The organism is Streptomyces sp. L7, from assembly GCF_050990935.1.
Classification (GTDB): domain Bacteria; phylum Actinomycetota; class Actinomycetes; order Actinomycetales; family Microbacteriaceae; genus Leifsonia.
Genome location: NZ_CP194644.1, coordinates 2,844,200 through 2,858,202 on the forward strand (window position 1 = coordinate 2,844,200; position 14,003 = coordinate 2,858,202).

Sequence of the window (14,003 nt, forward strand, 5' to 3'; positions counted from 1 at the left end):
AATGACCGACGACCGCACGGCCGCCCTCCCCTCGCTCGACTCGGCGGCGCGCCGGCCCGACCGGCTCCGCTGGCCCACCGGCTTCCTGTGGGGCTCCGCGACCGCGGCCGCCCAGATCGAGGGCGCCGCCCACGAGGACGGCAAGGAGGACTCGATCTGGGACGCGTTCGCCCGCGTGCCCAGTGCGATCGCCGGCGGCGACAGCCCCGAGCGCGCGATCGACCACTACCACCGCGTGCCGCAGGACGTCGCCCTGATGCGGGAGCTCGGCCTCCAGTCGTACCGCTTCTCCACCTCGTGGGCGCGGGTCAAGCCCGGCGACCGCGAGGTCAACCGGGCCGGGCTGGACTTCTACAGCCGTCTGGTCGACGAGCTGCTCGGGGCGGGGATCCTGCCCTGGCTGACGCTCTACCACTGGGACCTGCCGCAGGCTCTGGAGGAGCGCGGCGGCTGGGCGAACCGCGAGACGGCGTACCGCTTCCGCGACTACGCCGTGGCCGTGTACGACGCGCTCGGCGACCGCGTGTCGCACTGGACGACGTTCAACGAGCCGCTCTGCTCCTCCCTGATCGCGTATGCCGCGGGCGAGCACGCGCCCGGCCGCCGGGAGCCGCGCGCCGCGCTGGCCGCACTGCACCACCAGCACCTGGCGCACGGGCTTGCGGCCGCGGCGATCCGCGACCTGGCGGCCGAGCATGACGGCCGCGCCGAGGAGCTGCGCGTCGGCATCACGCTCAACCTGACCAATGCGATCCCCGACGACCCGGAGGACCCCCGCGACCTGGACGCCGCGCGCCGCATCGACGGGCTGTGGAACCGGATGTACCTCGACCCGCTGCTGGACGGCACCTACCCTGCCGACGTGCTGGAGGACCTCCGCGAGTACCGCTTCGAGGAGCTGGTGCACGACGGCGACCTCGGCGTCATCCGGCAGCCGATCGACTTCCTCGGGGTGAACCACTACCACGACGACAATGTCAGCGGCCGGCCGCTCCCCGCGGACGCCGTGGCCGCGCCGGTGCCGACCGACCGCCCCAAAGCGTCGCCGTTCGTCGGCAGCGAGTTCGTCACGTTCCCGTCCCGGCGCCTGCCGACCACCGCGATGGGCTGGGAGGTCAACCCGAATGGCCTCCGGGACCTGCTGGTGCGGCTGACCGCCGAGTACCCGGCGCTGCCTCCGCTCTACATCACCGAGAACGGCGCGGCGTACGACGACGTCGTGGACGACGACGGACGCATCCGCGATCTGGAGCGGGAGGCGTACATCCTCGACCACCTGGCCGCGGTCCGGGAGGCGATCGCGGAGGGCGCGGACGTGCGCGGGTACTTCGTCTGGTCGCTGCTCGACAACTTCGAGTGGGCGTGGGGGTACGCCAAGCGTTTCGGGATCGTGCACGTCGACTACGAGACGCTGAAGCGCACGGTGAAGGACTCGGGACGGGCGTACGCGCGCGTCATCGAGGAGGCCGGCATCGCCGAGGCCGCGCGCGCCACCGAGGTCGTGGGCGTGCCCACTGGACCAGCCGCCGCCCGCGCCTAACATAGGTCGGGCGTCGACCGACGTCCCGGCGCCGACACGCGACCGGCCCCGAGCGGCCCGAGGAGAGGACCCCATGACGACGGAACAGGTGGACGGCCGCAGTGTGCCCACCCTGGAGGCCGTGGCCGCGCGCGCGGGCGTCTCCCGGGCGACCGTGTCCCGCGTCGTGAACGGGTCCACCCGGGTGACGCCGGAGGTCGTCGAGGCCGTGACGCGTGCGATCTCCGACCTCAACTACGTGCCGAACCGCGCCGCACGCTCGCTGGCCTCACGCCGCACGCAGGTGATCGCGCTCGTGGTTCCCGAGTCGACCGCCAAGGTGTTCGCCGACCCGTTCTTCGCGTCCATCGTGCAGGGCGTGGCGCTCAGCCTGGCGGACACCGAGTACACGCTCAACATGGTCATCTCGTCGGAGACCAACCCCGACAAGACCCGCCGCTACCTGATGGGCGGCAACGTGGACGGCGCACTCGTGGTCTCCCACCACTCCGGGGACCACTCCTACGCCCAGCTCGGCTCGACGCTGCCGATCGTGTTCGGCGGCCGCCCGGTGAGCGAGGCGCAGCACGAGTCGTACTTCGTGGACGTGGACAACGTCGCGGGCTCGGCGGGGGCGGCTGAGCACCTGATCGCGCGCGGCCGCCGGAACATCGCGCTCATCACCGGCCCGCAGGACATGCCCGCCGGCCTCGACCGCTACACCGGCTGGCGCCGGGCGCTGGAGGCGCACGGGCTGGACCATACGCTGGTCGAATACGGCGACTTCTCGCCGTACTCGGGCATGGAGGCGATGCGGCGGCTGCTGGCGACCGGCCGCCCGATCGACGGCCTCTTCGCCGCGAACGACCAGATGGCGGCCGGCGCGTACTCGGCCATCCACGAGGCGGGACTCAGCATCCCGGGCGACATCGCGGTGGTCGGCTTCGACGACGACAACTTCGGGCTGACCGCGACGCCGCCGCTGACGACGGTGCACCAGCCGTCCATCGGCCTCGGCGAGACCATGGCCCGCGTCCTCGTCCGCCGCCTCGCCGGCGAGCCGGTCGAGCGCGTCACCCTCCTCCCCACCGAACTCGTCATCCGCCAAAGCTCGTAAGCACCTGCCGACACCTGCCGCGTACGCGAATAGTCTGCGTACTCGGCGGTTTTCGGCAGATTAGTCGCGAACTCGCGCGTGGCGGACGGTCAGGCGAGGGCGCGGTAGAGGCGGTTGCCGATGACGGCGAGGAGGAGGCCGGTCGTCGCTATCGCGGAGACGCCGCCCGCGTAGGCGACGAAGAGATGCTCGGTGCCGTTCTGGGTGGAGTTGTACGTGACCACCAGCGCGACGGTCGCGACGATGCCGGTGGCTCCGGCGATCCAGACGAGCGCCCACAGCTTCGAGCGCACGGGCGGGTCAGCCGGGCGCAGCCGCAGCGCGGCGAGGACGATTCCCGCGATGCAGGCCCAGAACGCCACGACGAGCATCCCGGCGATGACATCGCTCGGCCGGTGCCACTGCTCCACCAGCGTGGAGGCGCCCGCCGCGATGGTGAACACCGAGCCGACCACCGCAGCGAGCGGCCGCAGCCGCGGCGACGAAACGAGGAAGACGAGGAGCGCGGCCGAGGCCGCGACGGAGGTGTGGCCGGACGGCAGCGAGTTCGCGAGCCCGGTGTCCACGCCCTTCTCCGGGCGGGAGAGGATCGAGTACTTCAGCACCTGCGTGCTCACGTTCGCGGCAATGGCCGCGCCGACGGCGACGGCGAACACCAACCAGTTGCGCCGCACCAGCACGATGATCAGGGCGATGATCGCGCCCGCCACCACGGCCGCGACGGGCAGCGCGTTGAGCAACGCGTGCGCGAAGTCGATCAGGTCGCCCTTCCACTTCTCGGCGCCCGCGAAGGACCGCTCGTCGATCACCTGGCCGATGTAGCTCTGCACGAAGAACAGGTAGATCCCGATGAACATCACGACCGTCCCGAGAGCGCCCCAGACGAACGGGAGCAGACGGACGGGCGCGGGTCGCATAGTAGACAACCCTTCCACACCGTCCCCGGGAACTTCCATGAAGGAACCGGAACGGCCCGAGGAATTCGGCCAGTGCGCAACCCCTGCCGCACGGTGTAGGACAGGCGCCATGAAGAGCTTCACGGACACCATCCAGATCGACGCGCCCGCGCACGACGTCTACGCGACCCTGCGGGCGGTCGATGCCTACCCCGCGTGGCTCGGCCACTCGCTGGTCTACCGCGGGACCCGCGTGCCCACCGCGGCGGCTGTGGCGGAGCCGGGCTCCGCGACCTACGTCGACTCGACGATGGTCGGGCGGATGCGCGGCGAACTGATCGACGACGTCCCCGACCACGAGCTGCGCTTCCACCAGGCCAAGCCGTCCGGGCGCGTCGACGCGCTCATCGTGTACGGCGTCGAAGACCGGGGAGGCGTCACCCACGTCACCCGGATCGGCCAACTCACCACGCACGGCGTGTACCGAGCCGTCGAGCCGATGTTCGCGATGATGGCCGCCCGGGAGAGCCGGCGCACCATGAAGGCGCTGAAGGCGCACGTCGAGACTCCGGCTTGAGCCTCACGCTATTCCCGCTCTAGAGGGTTACGGGACGAGTCCACGATCGCACTCCGACGAGGATGCTCTTGCCGTCGCCGAACACGGGGAGCAGGAACAGGAGGTGCCCGAGATACCACCAGTGCAGGCCCAACGCGGGAACGAGGACGAGCAATGCGACCCCCGTCCCGAAGGCAGCGATGGGTCCCGCGCCGCCGATCATCGCAATGTTCCTTCCTCGCAGAACTCCCTTCGGTGCGAACGTGAACCGGGAGAAGGTCGTGATGACCTCGACCACTTGGATTCCCGTCGTGCGTCTGAGAAGGGCCGCATGGGCCGACTCGTGCACCACATAGCTTGCGAGCAGACCGCCCAGAGCATGCAGGAGAAACGCGCCCGCGAGCTGCGCCAAGGCGGGTGCCATCGCCACGACCGAGAGGCCGGCGCACGCGCTGGAGAGTCCGAGCACCGTTACGAGAAACCATCGATTGGCCCGCGCAATCCTCCCCACTACGAATACCGTGGTCAGGCGCGAGAGAGGTACTCGTACCAGCATCTAGCCGCGAGCGTCGCTCGTCAGTGATCTCTTGTACTGACGCAATGCGTCGAAGCAGGTCGATACAGCGAGGACGAGTCCGGAGAGGACGAAGAACGTCACGACGACGGGCACCGCATCCTCAAGGCCGACGCCGACATCGAGCGCGCCATCCGCTTTCTCGCGGACCTCGAAGAAGACGGCTCCGAAGAGACCGTGACTTCGTGGATCGCCCGGATGCGTGGTGAACATGATGCCGATCAGACTTGCGATCGTCAGGGCCATGGTGAGGATGAGGCCAACGATCACAGACGTTCCGACTCTAAGCAGCCACTTCATTTTCGCGCCTCTGATTCCTTTCGATCTGACGTATCCCGTAGATGCTGTAGGCGGCCGCGACAACGGTGCCGGCGGCGATGAATGCAACATTTACGTTCCCGGGAAGGTTGAAGACGTTCAGGCCGATCGCGAGGGTTCCGACAACGACCATCATCAGGAGCACGCCGATGAGCACCGAGAAGGGATTTCCTCGCTCCGGCGCGAAGATGATTCCGACCAGGCTGCACAGGATGATGTTCGCGATTCCGAAGCCGACGACCGCCAGCCCGGTGAGAGGGCTGAGCCCCGAGGCGGTCGACACCAGAATCGCGGGAGCGGCCATGACGGCCAGTAGCAGTATTTGCGTTCCCACGAGGCACAAGTAGTCGATAACCGGCTGCCCCGTCTGCGGACCGATCCTCCGCACCGAGGTGGAGTTGGAAAAGGCGTAGACGCCCTGAAACGTGACGAGAAGCAGAGCGAAAGGTGGAACTTCGAGCCCATTGACCCACACCAGGACCGTCGCAATAGCGGTGAACAAGAGCACCACTCCGGTCTCGAAACTTCGCACGAGAACGAGCAGGTACGCGCCGAACCGGCTGGCGGCGAGCCCCGACGGGAGCAGCTTGAAGTGGCGCTTTACCGGCACGTAGCTGCGCGGGGCAGCCAGCTGGATCAGCAGGACACCGGCCACGCAGAAGCCCAGGAACACGGCCGTCGCGGGAAGGAGCCCGGCTGTTTCGGCGAGCCACGAGTAGAGCAATTGCGGCGCGAAGTACTGCGCATCGGAGGCGAATGCTCTCAAGAACCGCTCGCTTTGCGCGTTCACAACGTGAAACGCGAGCAACAGGACACCGGCGAGCGCCGCGGGAAGGAGCAAGCCCCTAAGCCTGGCGAGCCCCCATCTCGACACGACTCGCTCGAACAGGAGGTATCCCGCACTGAAGCAAAGATAGAGAGAGATCGCAGGCATCGCGATATTCGTCAGCAGAAGGGACAGCGCGGCCGGACCGATCTGAACCAGGCACGCGACTGCGAACCCGCCGAATGCGGCGCAGAGGGCTGCCATCACGATCAGCGCCTCGAACAGGACGAACGCCAGCGTTCTCTCTTTGTTCGTGACGGGAAGCACGAACGAAAGCTGGACCAGCTCGTCCGCCTTCAAGAAGAGGACGCGGATGATCGCATACGTGACGGCGACCCAGAAGAACGTTGAAATGCCCGCGCTCGTGAGGATGGCCACGATGTACTCCGCGTCGCCGAACATGTGCCGGAGCACGGCGACGCTCAGGAGGCAGTAGCCGATGAACGCTCCGGTCACTGCGACTGCTGCCGCCCAACGCGCCGACCTGGATCGGAGAACTCCCCGGCTCAGGACGCGCCGCACCAGGAAGACGAGGAAGAACCTGACAAGGATGAGGACGCTTCGCACTCGCATTGCCGGTCACCGCATGGCCGCGATGAAGTCTTCGACGAGCAGGTCCAACGATCCGTACTGTTCGAGCACGGCCGCCGTCGATGAATCGATCGCGAGAATCCCATGATTGAGCAAGAGCACCCGATCGGCCACCGTTTCGAGCATGCGAAAGTCGTGGCTGCAGAGCACGACGGAACGACCGTTACTCGCGAGGAGCCGGACGTCCTCTTTGAATGAATAGACCGCATCCAGGTCGATTCCGTTGAGCGTCTCGTCAATAACGGAGAGTTTGCGTTTCAGCATCAGGGCGGAAATCAGCTGGAGCTTCTTCCTCATGCCGTGCGAGTAGTCCTCGATGAGGTCACCGGAGCGGTTCCGCATCTGATACCGCTGGAAGTACCGATCCATCGTCGCCGTGTCGAGAGGCTCGCCATAGAGGGAATGAATGAATCGGAGGTATTCCGCGCCCGTCAGGAATTCGGGCATGTTCTCATTGCTGGCGAGGTAGATCGAGCTCGTCTTCGCACGCTTATTGCTGTTTCGATGCCGATCCACTCGAATCCTTCCGCGGCGGAGCTGAAGAAGATCGACGATCAACTTGGTCAGCGTCGACTTTCCGGAGCCGTTTGGACCGATGAGTCCTAAGATCTGGCCTCCCGCCAGCGAGAAGGAGATTTCGCGAAGGGCGTCGTCCCGCGTGTTGTAGGAGTAACTGACGTTTTCCACTTCAAGAAGCATGCGTTTCCTCTCAGTCGAGAAGATCGGGGGTGAGGTGCGATCCTCACCCCCGATGCCGAACCGGACGAGGACTACCTGCACTCGACCCAGACGTCCAGCCCGTACTGGTTCCACCGCCACGAGCCGGTGAACGCGCCCTTGCCGTTCGTGATGCACCAGATCGCGAGCGCGGCCGTGACCACGAACGCGAGGACGAGCAGAACGGCGAGCAACACGAGGAACCAGGCGTCGTACTTGACGATCATCCCGTCGACGGTCGCCCGCAACCGTGCAATTCCGAACCCTGGAAGAGCACTCATCGTCGAAAGCATCTTTTCTCCTTCAATCAGGCCTACCCCACAGTGGGCAGACGACTACAGAGCCGAGGTCGTGCAGCCCTGGTCTTCACCCGATGCATTCGCGCCGGGCGAAGACTCCCTGCCCGGCTTCCAAAGCTCGAAATCTACCGCGCAACACTCAACATTTCAATGTCTGTCTACAGGACTACCAGTCGAGACTGCGTGATCGCAAGCGACACCGCTTCTATGCAGGCATAACTACGACTTAATGGCTGATGCCCGACCACACCGCGGTTCGAACCTCAAGCGGATCGGCCTAGGGGCTCAAACGCCCGCCAGACCGTGCTCAACCGACGAACCGCACCTCCGGCCGCGCCCCGAACCGCGCGCGCATCACCGCGACGGCGTCCGGGCTGCGGTCGACCAGCACGAACCGGCGCCCCAGCGCCGCCGCGACCGCGCCGGTCGTGCCGCTGCCGGCGAAGAAGTCGAGCACCCAGTCGCCCTCCCGGCTGGACGCCTGGACGATGCGACGAAGGACGCCCTCCGGCTTCTGGGTCGGGTATCCCGTCTTCTCCCGGCCGGTCGGGGAAACGATGGTGTGCCACCAGACGTCGGTGGGCAGCTTGCCGAGTTCGGCCTTCTCGGGCGTGACCAGCCCCGGCGCCATGTACGGCTCCCGGTCGACGGCGGACGAGTCGAAGAAGTAGTCGCCGGGGTTCTTCACGTAGACCAGGATCGTGTCATGCTTCGCCGGCCAGCGGTTCTTCGCCTTGGCGCCGTAGTCGTACGCCCAGACGATCTCGTTGAGGAACGACTCCCGGCCGAACAGCGCGTCGAGCAGCACCTTCGCGTAGTGGGACTCCCGGTAGTCGAGATGGAGATAGAGGGTGCCGGTGTCGGCGAGCAGCCGCCAGGCCTCCATCAGCCGCGGCTCGAGGAAGCCCCAGTAATCCTCGAAACGGTCGTCGTAACTGAGGATGTCGCCCTTGATTCGCTCATAGCTGCGGCCCTTGAACCCGATGACGCTGCCGGCGCCGGCCTCCGCCCGCACAGCGGTGGTGCGCTGCCGCGCCTGCGACCGGCCGGTGTTGAACGGCGGGTCGAGGTAGATGAGCTGGAACGCCCCGGACGGCAGCCCCGCGACGACCTCCAGATTGTCGCCGTGCACGACCGTGCTCGGCCCATCGGGATCCCACAGCGGGTGGGCGGCGGCGACGGGCTCGGACATGTCCACCATTCTCCCGTATCCGCGGGCGCACGACGGGCGGCCGGGTACCCTGGCGGCATGACCCTGACCGTCGAGAACCAGCCCGAACAGTCCCGCTACGCCCTGCTGAAGGACGGCGAGGTCATCGGGATCGCCGAATACGAGCTCCGCGACGACGCGATCGTGTTCGTGCACACGGAGGTCGACCCGGAGAAGCGCGAACGCGGGATGGCGTCGGAACTGGTGCAGACGGCGCTCGACGACGTGCGCGACCGGACGGACCTGCGCGTGATCGCGACGTGCCCGTACGTGCGCCGGTGGCTGGCGGACCACCCGGAGTACCGGGAGTTGCAGCGGCGGTGAGCAAGCGTCGAGGCGCGCGTTGACGCCCTTATCCCTCGGTTTTTTTGGGGGAGGGGGTACGTGCCCTTCGGCGAGGTCAGCCCCGGTGCGACGCCGTGGTCCGCGTCGTCGCGCGCCCCTCCTCGGACGGCGCACGCCCTTCGGCGCGCTGACCGCGGCCTGCCGCGCCGACGTCGATCGTGATCTTGCCCCCGTCCAACGCACCCGCCTCACCGCCGTCGCCGGGGAGCGGGGCCGGCGCGGGGAGGAACGACTGGCGGTCGAGCTCCTGCTGGGCTTCGTGGCGGGTGGGGGCGAAGATCTCGTCGAAGGAGCCTCCGACCGCGCCGCTCATGCTGCCGGAGCCGCGGGTGGCCTTGTTGGAGAGGTCGATCCAGCCGAGCTTCACGCCTGTCACGATCGCGACGACGAGGACACCCAACACGATCACGGCCCACCAATTCACGCCGTCCAGGGTACCGGACGGTTCCCGGGCGTTCCGCGGACACACAGGAACAACCAAGGTCGCCGGGCCGGCGTCGGGCGGCGCAGACTCGTCAGGGCACCCGGTAGAGCCACTCCTCCGTCGCGAACTTCGACGCAACCAGCCGCTCGGCCTCCGCGTACTCCGCGTCGGTGAGGTCACCGTCGGTCGCGCCGTACAGGCTGCGGAAGGTCAGCTTCATCTGCTCGATGATCTCGGCGCGGCTGAGCCCGGTCTGGCTGCGCAGCGGGTCGACGCGCTTCGCGGCGCTGGTGATGCCCTTGTCGCTGATCTTCTCGCGGCCGATGCGGAGGACCTCCGTCATCTTCTGGCCGTCCATGTCGTAGCTCATGGTCACGTGGTGCAGCACGGCGCCGGAGCCGAGGCGCTTCTGGGCGGCGCCGCCGATCTTGCCCTTCGGGCTGGTGATGTCGTTCAGGGGGACGTAGCTGGCGTCGATGCCGAGCGACTTGAGCGCGATGATGGCCCACTCGTCCAGGAACGCGTAGCTGTCGGCGAAACTCATCCCCTGCACCAGGTCGGCGGGAGCGTAGATCGAGTAGGTCACGACGGAGCCGGCTTCCATGAACATGGCGCCGCCGCCGGTGATGCGGCGCACCACCTTCACGCCGTACTTCTCGGCGTTCACGGGGTCGACCTCGTTCTTCACCGACTGGAAGCTGCCGATGACGACGGCGGGCTCGTCCCACTCCCAGATGCGGAGGGTCGGGCCGCGGCGGCCCTCGCCCACCTCCGTCGTCAGCACCTCGTCCAGGGCGAGGTGCATCAGCGGGGTGACGGCCTTGGAGTGGACGATCTGCCAGTCGTAGTCGCGCCAGCTCGTGGCGCGGGCGAGCGCGCGGCGCACGGCGACGGCGACGGCCTCCGGCGAGAAGCCGAGCAGCGACGCGCCCTCGGGGAGGGCGTCCTTGACCGCGGCGGCGATGGTCTTGGCGTCGGCCTCGGCGGGGAGGCCGCTCACGGCGGCGTCGATCGCCTCCAGCGCGGTGTCCGGCTCGAGGAAGAAGTCGCCTGCCAGCCGGAACCCCGAGATCAGGCCGTCCACGACCTCCAGGTCGACGACGACGAGCTTGCCGCCCGGCACCTTGTACTCACCATGCATGCCCCCAGCCTAGAACCCGCCCCGGGCAGCCATCTCTTCCGCACTTTCTCCCGCCTCCGTCCGGCGTGTTGCGGGAGAAAGTGAGGAAGCGATGGCTGCGGTCAGGTGCGGGCGGGGATGCGGGGGCGAGCCAGGCGGTGAGGTCGGAGAAGACTTCGAGGCGGTTGGTCTCGTTGAAGATCTCGTGGCGGGCGCCGGGGTAGACGATCGTCGTCACATCGGACAGGCCGGAGCGGGTGCGGTAGGCGCGCTCGAGCTTACGGGCGGAGGCCGGGCCGCCGAGTGGGTCTTCGCCGCCGACCGCGATGAGCAGCGGGAGGTCGCGGGCGAGCCGCCGCGCGGGCCGGCCGAGCAGGCGGGCGGCGTCGGCCATCCCGAACAGCTTCTGCAGCGGCACCAGCGTGCACAGCGGGTCGTCCACGAACGCTTGCGCGACGGCAGGGTCGCGGCTCAGCCATTCGGCGCCGGTGGTGCCGAGGTGGGCGTGGCGCTTGTTCAGGTCGCCGCTGTTCATGGAGCCGACCATCCGGTAGGCGGTGCCGGAGAGGACGGCCGCGTCGTAGTCGTCGGCGTGGTGGTTCAGGGTCATCTGGCCCATCAGCGAGCCCCAGCTGTGGGCGACCAGCACCAGCGGGAGGTCCGGGTTCTCGTCGCGGATGAGCCCGCTGAACGCGCGCAGGTCGCGGACGGCAGCGCGCAGGCCTCCCGCCCCGAGCCTCCCGAGCTTGGATGCGTCGCCGTGCCACTGCTCCATCCCGGTGCGGCCGTGGCCGCGATGGTCGTCGGCGTAGACCGTGTAGCCCTCGGCGACGAGATGCTCGGCGAGCGCGCGGTAGCGGCCGGCGTGCTCCCCCACCCCGTGTGCGATCTGAACCGCGGCGCGCGGGCGCGCGGCGGGGTAGACGTCGAAGAAGATGCGGAGGCCGTCGTCGGCGCTGAACTCTCGCTGCACGCGCTCATTCTGGCACAGCGTTTTATTTAGCCTGCCTAATTTGATAGGCTAACTATCTATGGGGCGCCTCTCGACGCACGACCTCAGCAGCGGCCTGCGCATCGCCGTCGCACGCCTGTCGCGGCGCCTGCGGGCCGAGAAGGAGGACGACGAGCTGAGCGACACCCAGACCTCGACGCTCGCCTTCCTCGTCCGCGAGGGCTCCGGCACGATCGGGAGGCTGAGCGAGCACGAGCGCGTCACCCCGCCCTCCATGAACCGCACGGTCAATCACCTCGAACAGGCCGGCTACGTGCAGCGCACCGCCGACGCCGTCGACGGGCGCAAGGTGATCGTCGTGCCCACCGAGTCCGGCCTGCAGCTCGTCGCCGACACGCGCCGCCGCCGTGACGCCTGGCTGAACCAGCGCCTCCGCACGCTCACCCCCGAGCAGCGCGGCACCCTCGCCGAGGCCGCCGCCATCATGCGGGAGATCGCCGACTCGTGAGCGCCATGTTCCGTTCCCTCGCCGGCGTCAACTACCGCATCTGGGCCGGCGGCGCGCTCGTGTCCAACGTCGGCACATGGATGCAGCGCACGGCGCAGGACTGGATCGTCCTCACCCAGCTCACCCACAACAACGCGGCGGCGGTCGGCTTCGTCATGGCGCTGCAGTTCGGCCCGCAGCTCATCCTCCTGCCGGTGACCGGCTGGGCGGCGGACCACCTCGACCGGCGACGGCTGCTGATGGCGACGCAGGGGCTGATGGGGTTGCTCGGCCTCGGCCTCGGCATCCTGACGGTGACCGGTGTGATCCAGCTCTGGCACGTCTACGTGTTCGCGCTGCTGCTCGGAGTGGTGGCGGCGTTCGATGCCCCCGCGCGGCAGACGTTCGTGTCGGAGCTCGTGGCCGGTCCGAACCTGTCCAACGCGGTCGCGCTCAACTCGGCGTCGTTCAACTCGGCGCGCCTCCTCGGCCCCGCGGTCGCGGGCCTCCTGACCGCGGCCGTCGGCGCAGGCTGGGTGTTCCTGATCAACGCGGCGACGTTCGGTGCGGTGCTGCTGTCGCTGATGCTGCTGCGGAAGGAGAAGCTGTACCGGACGGAACGCGCCCAACGCTCGCGGGGCGGCCTGGTCGACGGCTTCCGCTACGTGCGGCGGCGACCGGACATCCTGGTCATCCTGGTCATGGTGTTCCTGATCGGGACCTTCGGCCTCAACTTCCCGATCTTCATCTCGACCATGTCGGTGAGCGTGTTCCACCAGGGCGCGGGCGAGTACGGCCTCCTGTCGTCGATCATGGCGATCGGCTCGGTGATCGGCGCGCTGCTGGCCGCCCGACGCGAGCGGCCACGGGTGTCGCTGCTGTTCGCCGGCGCGGCGTTCTTCGGCGCGGGATGCACGATCGCCGCGGTCATGCCGACCTATTGGCTGTTCGCGGTCGCGCTGATCATCATCGGCGTCTCGTCGCAGACGCTGATGACCACGGCGAACGGGACCGTGCAGATGACGACGGACCCGCTGCTGCGCGGGCGGGTCATGGCGATCTACATGGCGATCTTCATGGGCGGCACCCCGGTCGGCGCCCCGATCGTCGGCTGGGTGGCCGACACCTTCGGACCGCGCTGGGCGATGGGCGTCGGCGGGGCGAGCGGGTTCGCGGCGGCGCTCGTCGGGGTGTTCTACCTCGTGAAGTACCGCGGGCTGCGGGTACGGTTCAGCGGAATGCGGCCGCGCGTGGTGCTGAGCCCGCGCGAGGAGGCCCGAGAGGAACTCGAAGAGACCGAGGTCACCGCGACGCGAGCGAGCTGAGCCGCTCCGCGCCACGCCACGACGCCGCGCCACGATTCGTGCCGAATGTCGCGTTTCGTCGCGCCAAACGCCACATTCGTCACGAATGTGAGAGAGGTCAGCGCGCGGCGATGGTCGTGCGCATGACGCAGTTGACGGTGCCCTTCGGGCGGTCGTACTCGAAGCCGGCGTCCTCGAAGACGCGGCGGGTCATGCTGTAGAGGAACGATGACGCCACGCGCTTGTCGTCGTCGCGCGGGTAGCTCTCGACCACCCCGCCGCCCGCCTCCGCGATCAGCCCGAGCGCGCCGGCGATCGCGACGCGCGCGACGCCGCGGCCGCGGTACTCCCGGTCGACGAAGACGCAGGTGATCCGGTAGTCCGGGAGGCTCGCCGCCGTCTCGAGGTACTGCTTGCGGTGGTAGATCCCGGGCAGCTCGTCCGGGCTCCCGAACTGCGCCCAGCCGACCGCCCGGTCGCCGTCGAAGACCAGCGCAGCGTGGGCTTCGCCCGCGGTGACGAGGTCGTGCTTGAACTCCTTGGTGAACTCGGCCGGCCGCTCCGGCTGCGACTCGGGCGACGAGTGCGATTCGCGGTGGAACCAGGTGCAGTAACAGCCGCCGAACCCGCCTCCGCCGTGCCGGTCGCAGAGCGCGACGAAGGCCTCCACGTCGTGGTGTCGAGCGGACGGACAACGAAAGCGGTGTCGGTGTCGGTCACGGCGAGCTCCCCTCTGCGGCGTGAACCT

At 68.3% G+C, this 14,003-nt stretch carries 17 protein-coding genes; 6 read left to right on the forward strand and 11 right to left on the reverse strand.

Translation table 11 applies throughout. The annotated features are described in order from the left end of the window. The first annotated feature begins 1 nt into the window (after nucleotide 1). Together ACR5MH_RS14230 and ACR5MH_RS14235 are read left to right on the forward strand one after the other, a co-directional pair. Nucleotides 2–1,540 carry a GH1 family beta-glucosidase gene (locus ACR5MH_RS14230; protein ID WP_431347798.1) on the forward strand — a complete coding sequence of 513 codons (1,539 nt, stop codon included), beginning with the start codon at nucleotides 2–4 and terminating at the stop codon, nucleotides 1,538–1,540. Nucleotides 1,541–1,613: 73 nt separating this feature from the next. Continuing rightward, the gene (locus ACR5MH_RS14235) at nucleotides 1,614–2,636 is read left to right on the forward strand and encodes a LacI family DNA-binding transcriptional regulator (RefSeq protein WP_431347799.1); all 1,023 of its coding nucleotides are present in this window, start codon (nucleotides 1,614–1,616) and stop codon (nucleotides 2,634–2,636) included. 89 nt (nucleotides 2,637–2,725) lie between these two features. Here ACR5MH_RS14235 and ACR5MH_RS14240 read toward each other — a convergent pair whose 3' ends face one another. After that, nucleotides 2,726–3,553 (reverse strand): phosphatase PAP2 family protein, encoded by an 828-nt coding sequence (locus tag ACR5MH_RS14240; protein ID WP_431347800.1) that lies wholly within the window; start codon nucleotides 3,551–3,553, stop codon nucleotides 2,726–2,728. A gap of 109 nt (nucleotides 3,554–3,662) precedes the next feature. Between ACR5MH_RS14240 and ACR5MH_RS14245 the strand changes: the two genes are divergently transcribed. Then, nucleotides 3,663–4,109, forward strand: coding sequence for an SRPBCC family protein (locus ACR5MH_RS14245; RefSeq protein ID WP_431347801.1), 447 nt, complete (start codon nucleotides 3,663–3,665; stop codon nucleotides 4,107–4,109). A gap of 19 nt (nucleotides 4,110–4,128) precedes the next feature. On the opposite strand, the gene ACR5MH_RS14250 is transcribed toward ACR5MH_RS14245, so the two are convergent. The 6 genes from ACR5MH_RS14250 to ACR5MH_RS14275 all read right to left on the reverse strand — a co-directional run bounded on the left by ACR5MH_RS14250 (nucleotide 4,129) and on the right by ACR5MH_RS14275 (nucleotide 8,605). Beyond that, nucleotides 4,129–4,557, reverse strand: a complete 429-nt coding sequence (locus ACR5MH_RS14250) for a hypothetical protein (RefSeq protein WP_433861874.1) — start codon at nucleotides 4,555–4,557, stop codon at nucleotides 4,129–4,131. 87 nt (nucleotides 4,558–4,644) lie between these two features. Then, nucleotides 4,645–4,932, reverse strand: a complete 288-nt coding sequence (locus tag ACR5MH_RS14255; RefSeq protein ID WP_431347803.1) for a hypothetical protein — start codon at nucleotides 4,930–4,932, stop codon at nucleotides 4,645–4,647. 13 nt (nucleotides 4,933–4,945) lie between these two features. Next, nucleotides 4,946–6,262: a hypothetical protein gene (locus tag ACR5MH_RS14260; protein WP_433861875.1), complete on the reverse strand. Its 1,317-nt coding sequence runs from the start codon at nucleotides 6,260–6,262 to the stop codon at nucleotides 4,946–4,948. Nucleotides 6,263–6,385: 123 nt separating this feature from the next. Next, nucleotides 6,386–7,096, reverse strand: coding sequence for an ATP-binding cassette domain-containing protein (locus ACR5MH_RS14265; protein WP_431347806.1), 711 nt, complete (start codon nucleotides 7,094–7,096; stop codon nucleotides 6,386–6,388). Nucleotides 7,097–7,167: 71 nt separating this feature from the next. Next, nucleotides 7,168–7,407, reverse strand: coding sequence for a hypothetical protein (locus ACR5MH_RS14270; protein WP_431347807.1), 240 nt, complete (start codon nucleotides 7,405–7,407; stop codon nucleotides 7,168–7,170). A 313-nt stretch (nucleotides 7,408–7,720) separates the two neighbouring features. Continuing rightward, nucleotides 7,721–8,605 (reverse strand): DNA-methyltransferase, encoded by an 885-nt coding sequence (locus ACR5MH_RS14275; RefSeq protein ID WP_431347808.1) that lies wholly within the window; start codon nucleotides 8,603–8,605, stop codon nucleotides 7,721–7,723. Nucleotides 8,606–8,662: 57 nt separating this feature from the next. Here ACR5MH_RS14275 and ACR5MH_RS14280 point away from each other — a divergent pair, with 57 nt between their 5' ends. Beyond that, nucleotides 8,663–8,947: a GNAT family N-acetyltransferase gene (locus ACR5MH_RS14280; RefSeq protein WP_431347809.1), complete on the forward strand. Its 285-nt coding sequence runs from the start codon at nucleotides 8,663–8,665 to the stop codon at nucleotides 8,945–8,947. A gap of 76 nt (nucleotides 8,948–9,023) precedes the next feature. Here ACR5MH_RS14280 and ACR5MH_RS14285 read toward each other — a convergent pair whose 3' ends face one another. The 3 genes from ACR5MH_RS14285 to ACR5MH_RS14295 all read right to left on the reverse strand — a co-directional run bounded on the left by ACR5MH_RS14285 (nucleotide 9,024) and on the right by ACR5MH_RS14295 (nucleotide 11,485). After that, nucleotides 9,024–9,392 carry a hypothetical protein gene (locus ACR5MH_RS14285; RefSeq protein WP_431347810.1) on the reverse strand — a complete coding sequence of 123 codons (369 nt, stop codon included), beginning with the start codon at nucleotides 9,390–9,392 and terminating at the stop codon, nucleotides 9,024–9,026. A 91-nt stretch (nucleotides 9,393–9,483) separates the two neighbouring features. Next, nucleotides 9,484–10,533: a lipoate--protein ligase family protein gene (locus ACR5MH_RS14290; protein WP_431347811.1), complete on the reverse strand. Its 1,050-nt coding sequence runs from the start codon at nucleotides 10,531–10,533 to the stop codon at nucleotides 9,484–9,486. Beyond that, nucleotides 10,523–11,485, reverse strand: coding sequence for an alpha/beta fold hydrolase (locus tag ACR5MH_RS14295; protein ID WP_433861876.1), 963 nt, complete (start codon nucleotides 11,483–11,485; stop codon nucleotides 10,523–10,525). Before ACR5MH_RS14295 ends, ACR5MH_RS14290 begins: the two co-directional genes overlap by 11 nt. A 58-nt stretch (nucleotides 11,486–11,543) precedes the next feature. Between ACR5MH_RS14295 and ACR5MH_RS14300 the strand changes: the two genes are divergently transcribed. Both ACR5MH_RS14300 and ACR5MH_RS14305 read left to right on the forward strand, forming a co-directional pair. After that, nucleotides 11,544–11,972 (forward strand): MarR family winged helix-turn-helix transcriptional regulator, encoded by a 429-nt coding sequence (locus ACR5MH_RS14300; RefSeq protein ID WP_431347813.1) that lies wholly within the window; start codon nucleotides 11,544–11,546, stop codon nucleotides 11,970–11,972. A gap of 5 nt (nucleotides 11,973–11,977) precedes the next feature. Next, nucleotides 11,978–13,276, forward strand: a complete 1,299-nt coding sequence (locus tag ACR5MH_RS14305; RefSeq protein WP_431347814.1) for an MFS transporter — start codon at nucleotides 11,978–11,980, stop codon at nucleotides 13,274–13,276. A 97-nt stretch (nucleotides 13,277–13,373) separates the two neighbouring features. Here ACR5MH_RS14305 and ACR5MH_RS14310 read toward each other — a convergent pair whose 3' ends face one another. Further along, on the reverse strand, nucleotides 13,374–13,925 hold the full coding sequence (locus tag ACR5MH_RS14310) for a GNAT family N-acetyltransferase (RefSeq protein WP_433861877.1): 552 nt from the start codon (nucleotides 13,923–13,925) through the stop codon (nucleotides 13,374–13,376). Nucleotides 13,926–14,003: the final 78 nt, after the last annotated feature.

Coding starts and splice junctions, on each gene's coding strand:
- ACR5MH_RS14280 (WP_431347809.1), top strand. CDS start 8,663: ATGACCCTGACCGTCGAGAACCAGCCCGAACAGTCCCGCTACGCCCTG.
- ACR5MH_RS14300 (WP_431347813.1), top strand. CDS start 11,544: ATGGGGCGCCTCTCGACGCACGACCTCAGCAGCGGCCTGCGCATCGCC.
- ACR5MH_RS14265 (WP_431347806.1), bottom strand. CDS start 7,096: ATGCTTCTTGAAGTGGAAAACGTCAGTTACTCCTACAACACGCGGGAC.
- ACR5MH_RS14270 (WP_431347807.1), bottom strand. CDS start 7,407: ATGCTTTCGACGATGAGTGCTCTTCCAGGGTTCGGAATTGCACGGTTG.
- ACR5MH_RS14235 (WP_431347799.1), top strand. CDS start 1,614: ATGACGACGGAACAGGTGGACGGCCGCAGTGTGCCCACCCTGGAGGCC.
- ACR5MH_RS14240 (WP_431347800.1), bottom strand. CDS start 3,553: ATGCGACCCGCGCCCGTCCGTCTGCTCCCGTTCGTCTGGGGCGCTCTC.
- ACR5MH_RS14275 (WP_431347808.1), bottom strand. CDS start 8,605: ATGTCCGAGCCCGTCGCCGCCGCCCACCCGCTGTGGGATCCCGATGGG.
- ACR5MH_RS14230 (WP_431347798.1), top strand. CDS start 2: ATGACCGACGACCGCACGGCCGCCCTCCCCTCGCTCGACTCGGCGGCG.
- ACR5MH_RS14290 (WP_431347811.1), bottom strand. CDS start 10,533: ATGCATGGTGAGTACAAGGTGCCGGGCGGCAAGCTCGTCGTCGTCGAC.
- ACR5MH_RS14305 (WP_431347814.1), top strand. CDS start 11,978: ATGTTCCGTTCCCTCGCCGGCGTCAACTACCGCATCTGGGCCGGCGGC.
- ACR5MH_RS14245 (WP_431347801.1), top strand. CDS start 3,663: ATGAAGAGCTTCACGGACACCATCCAGATCGACGCGCCCGCGCACGAC.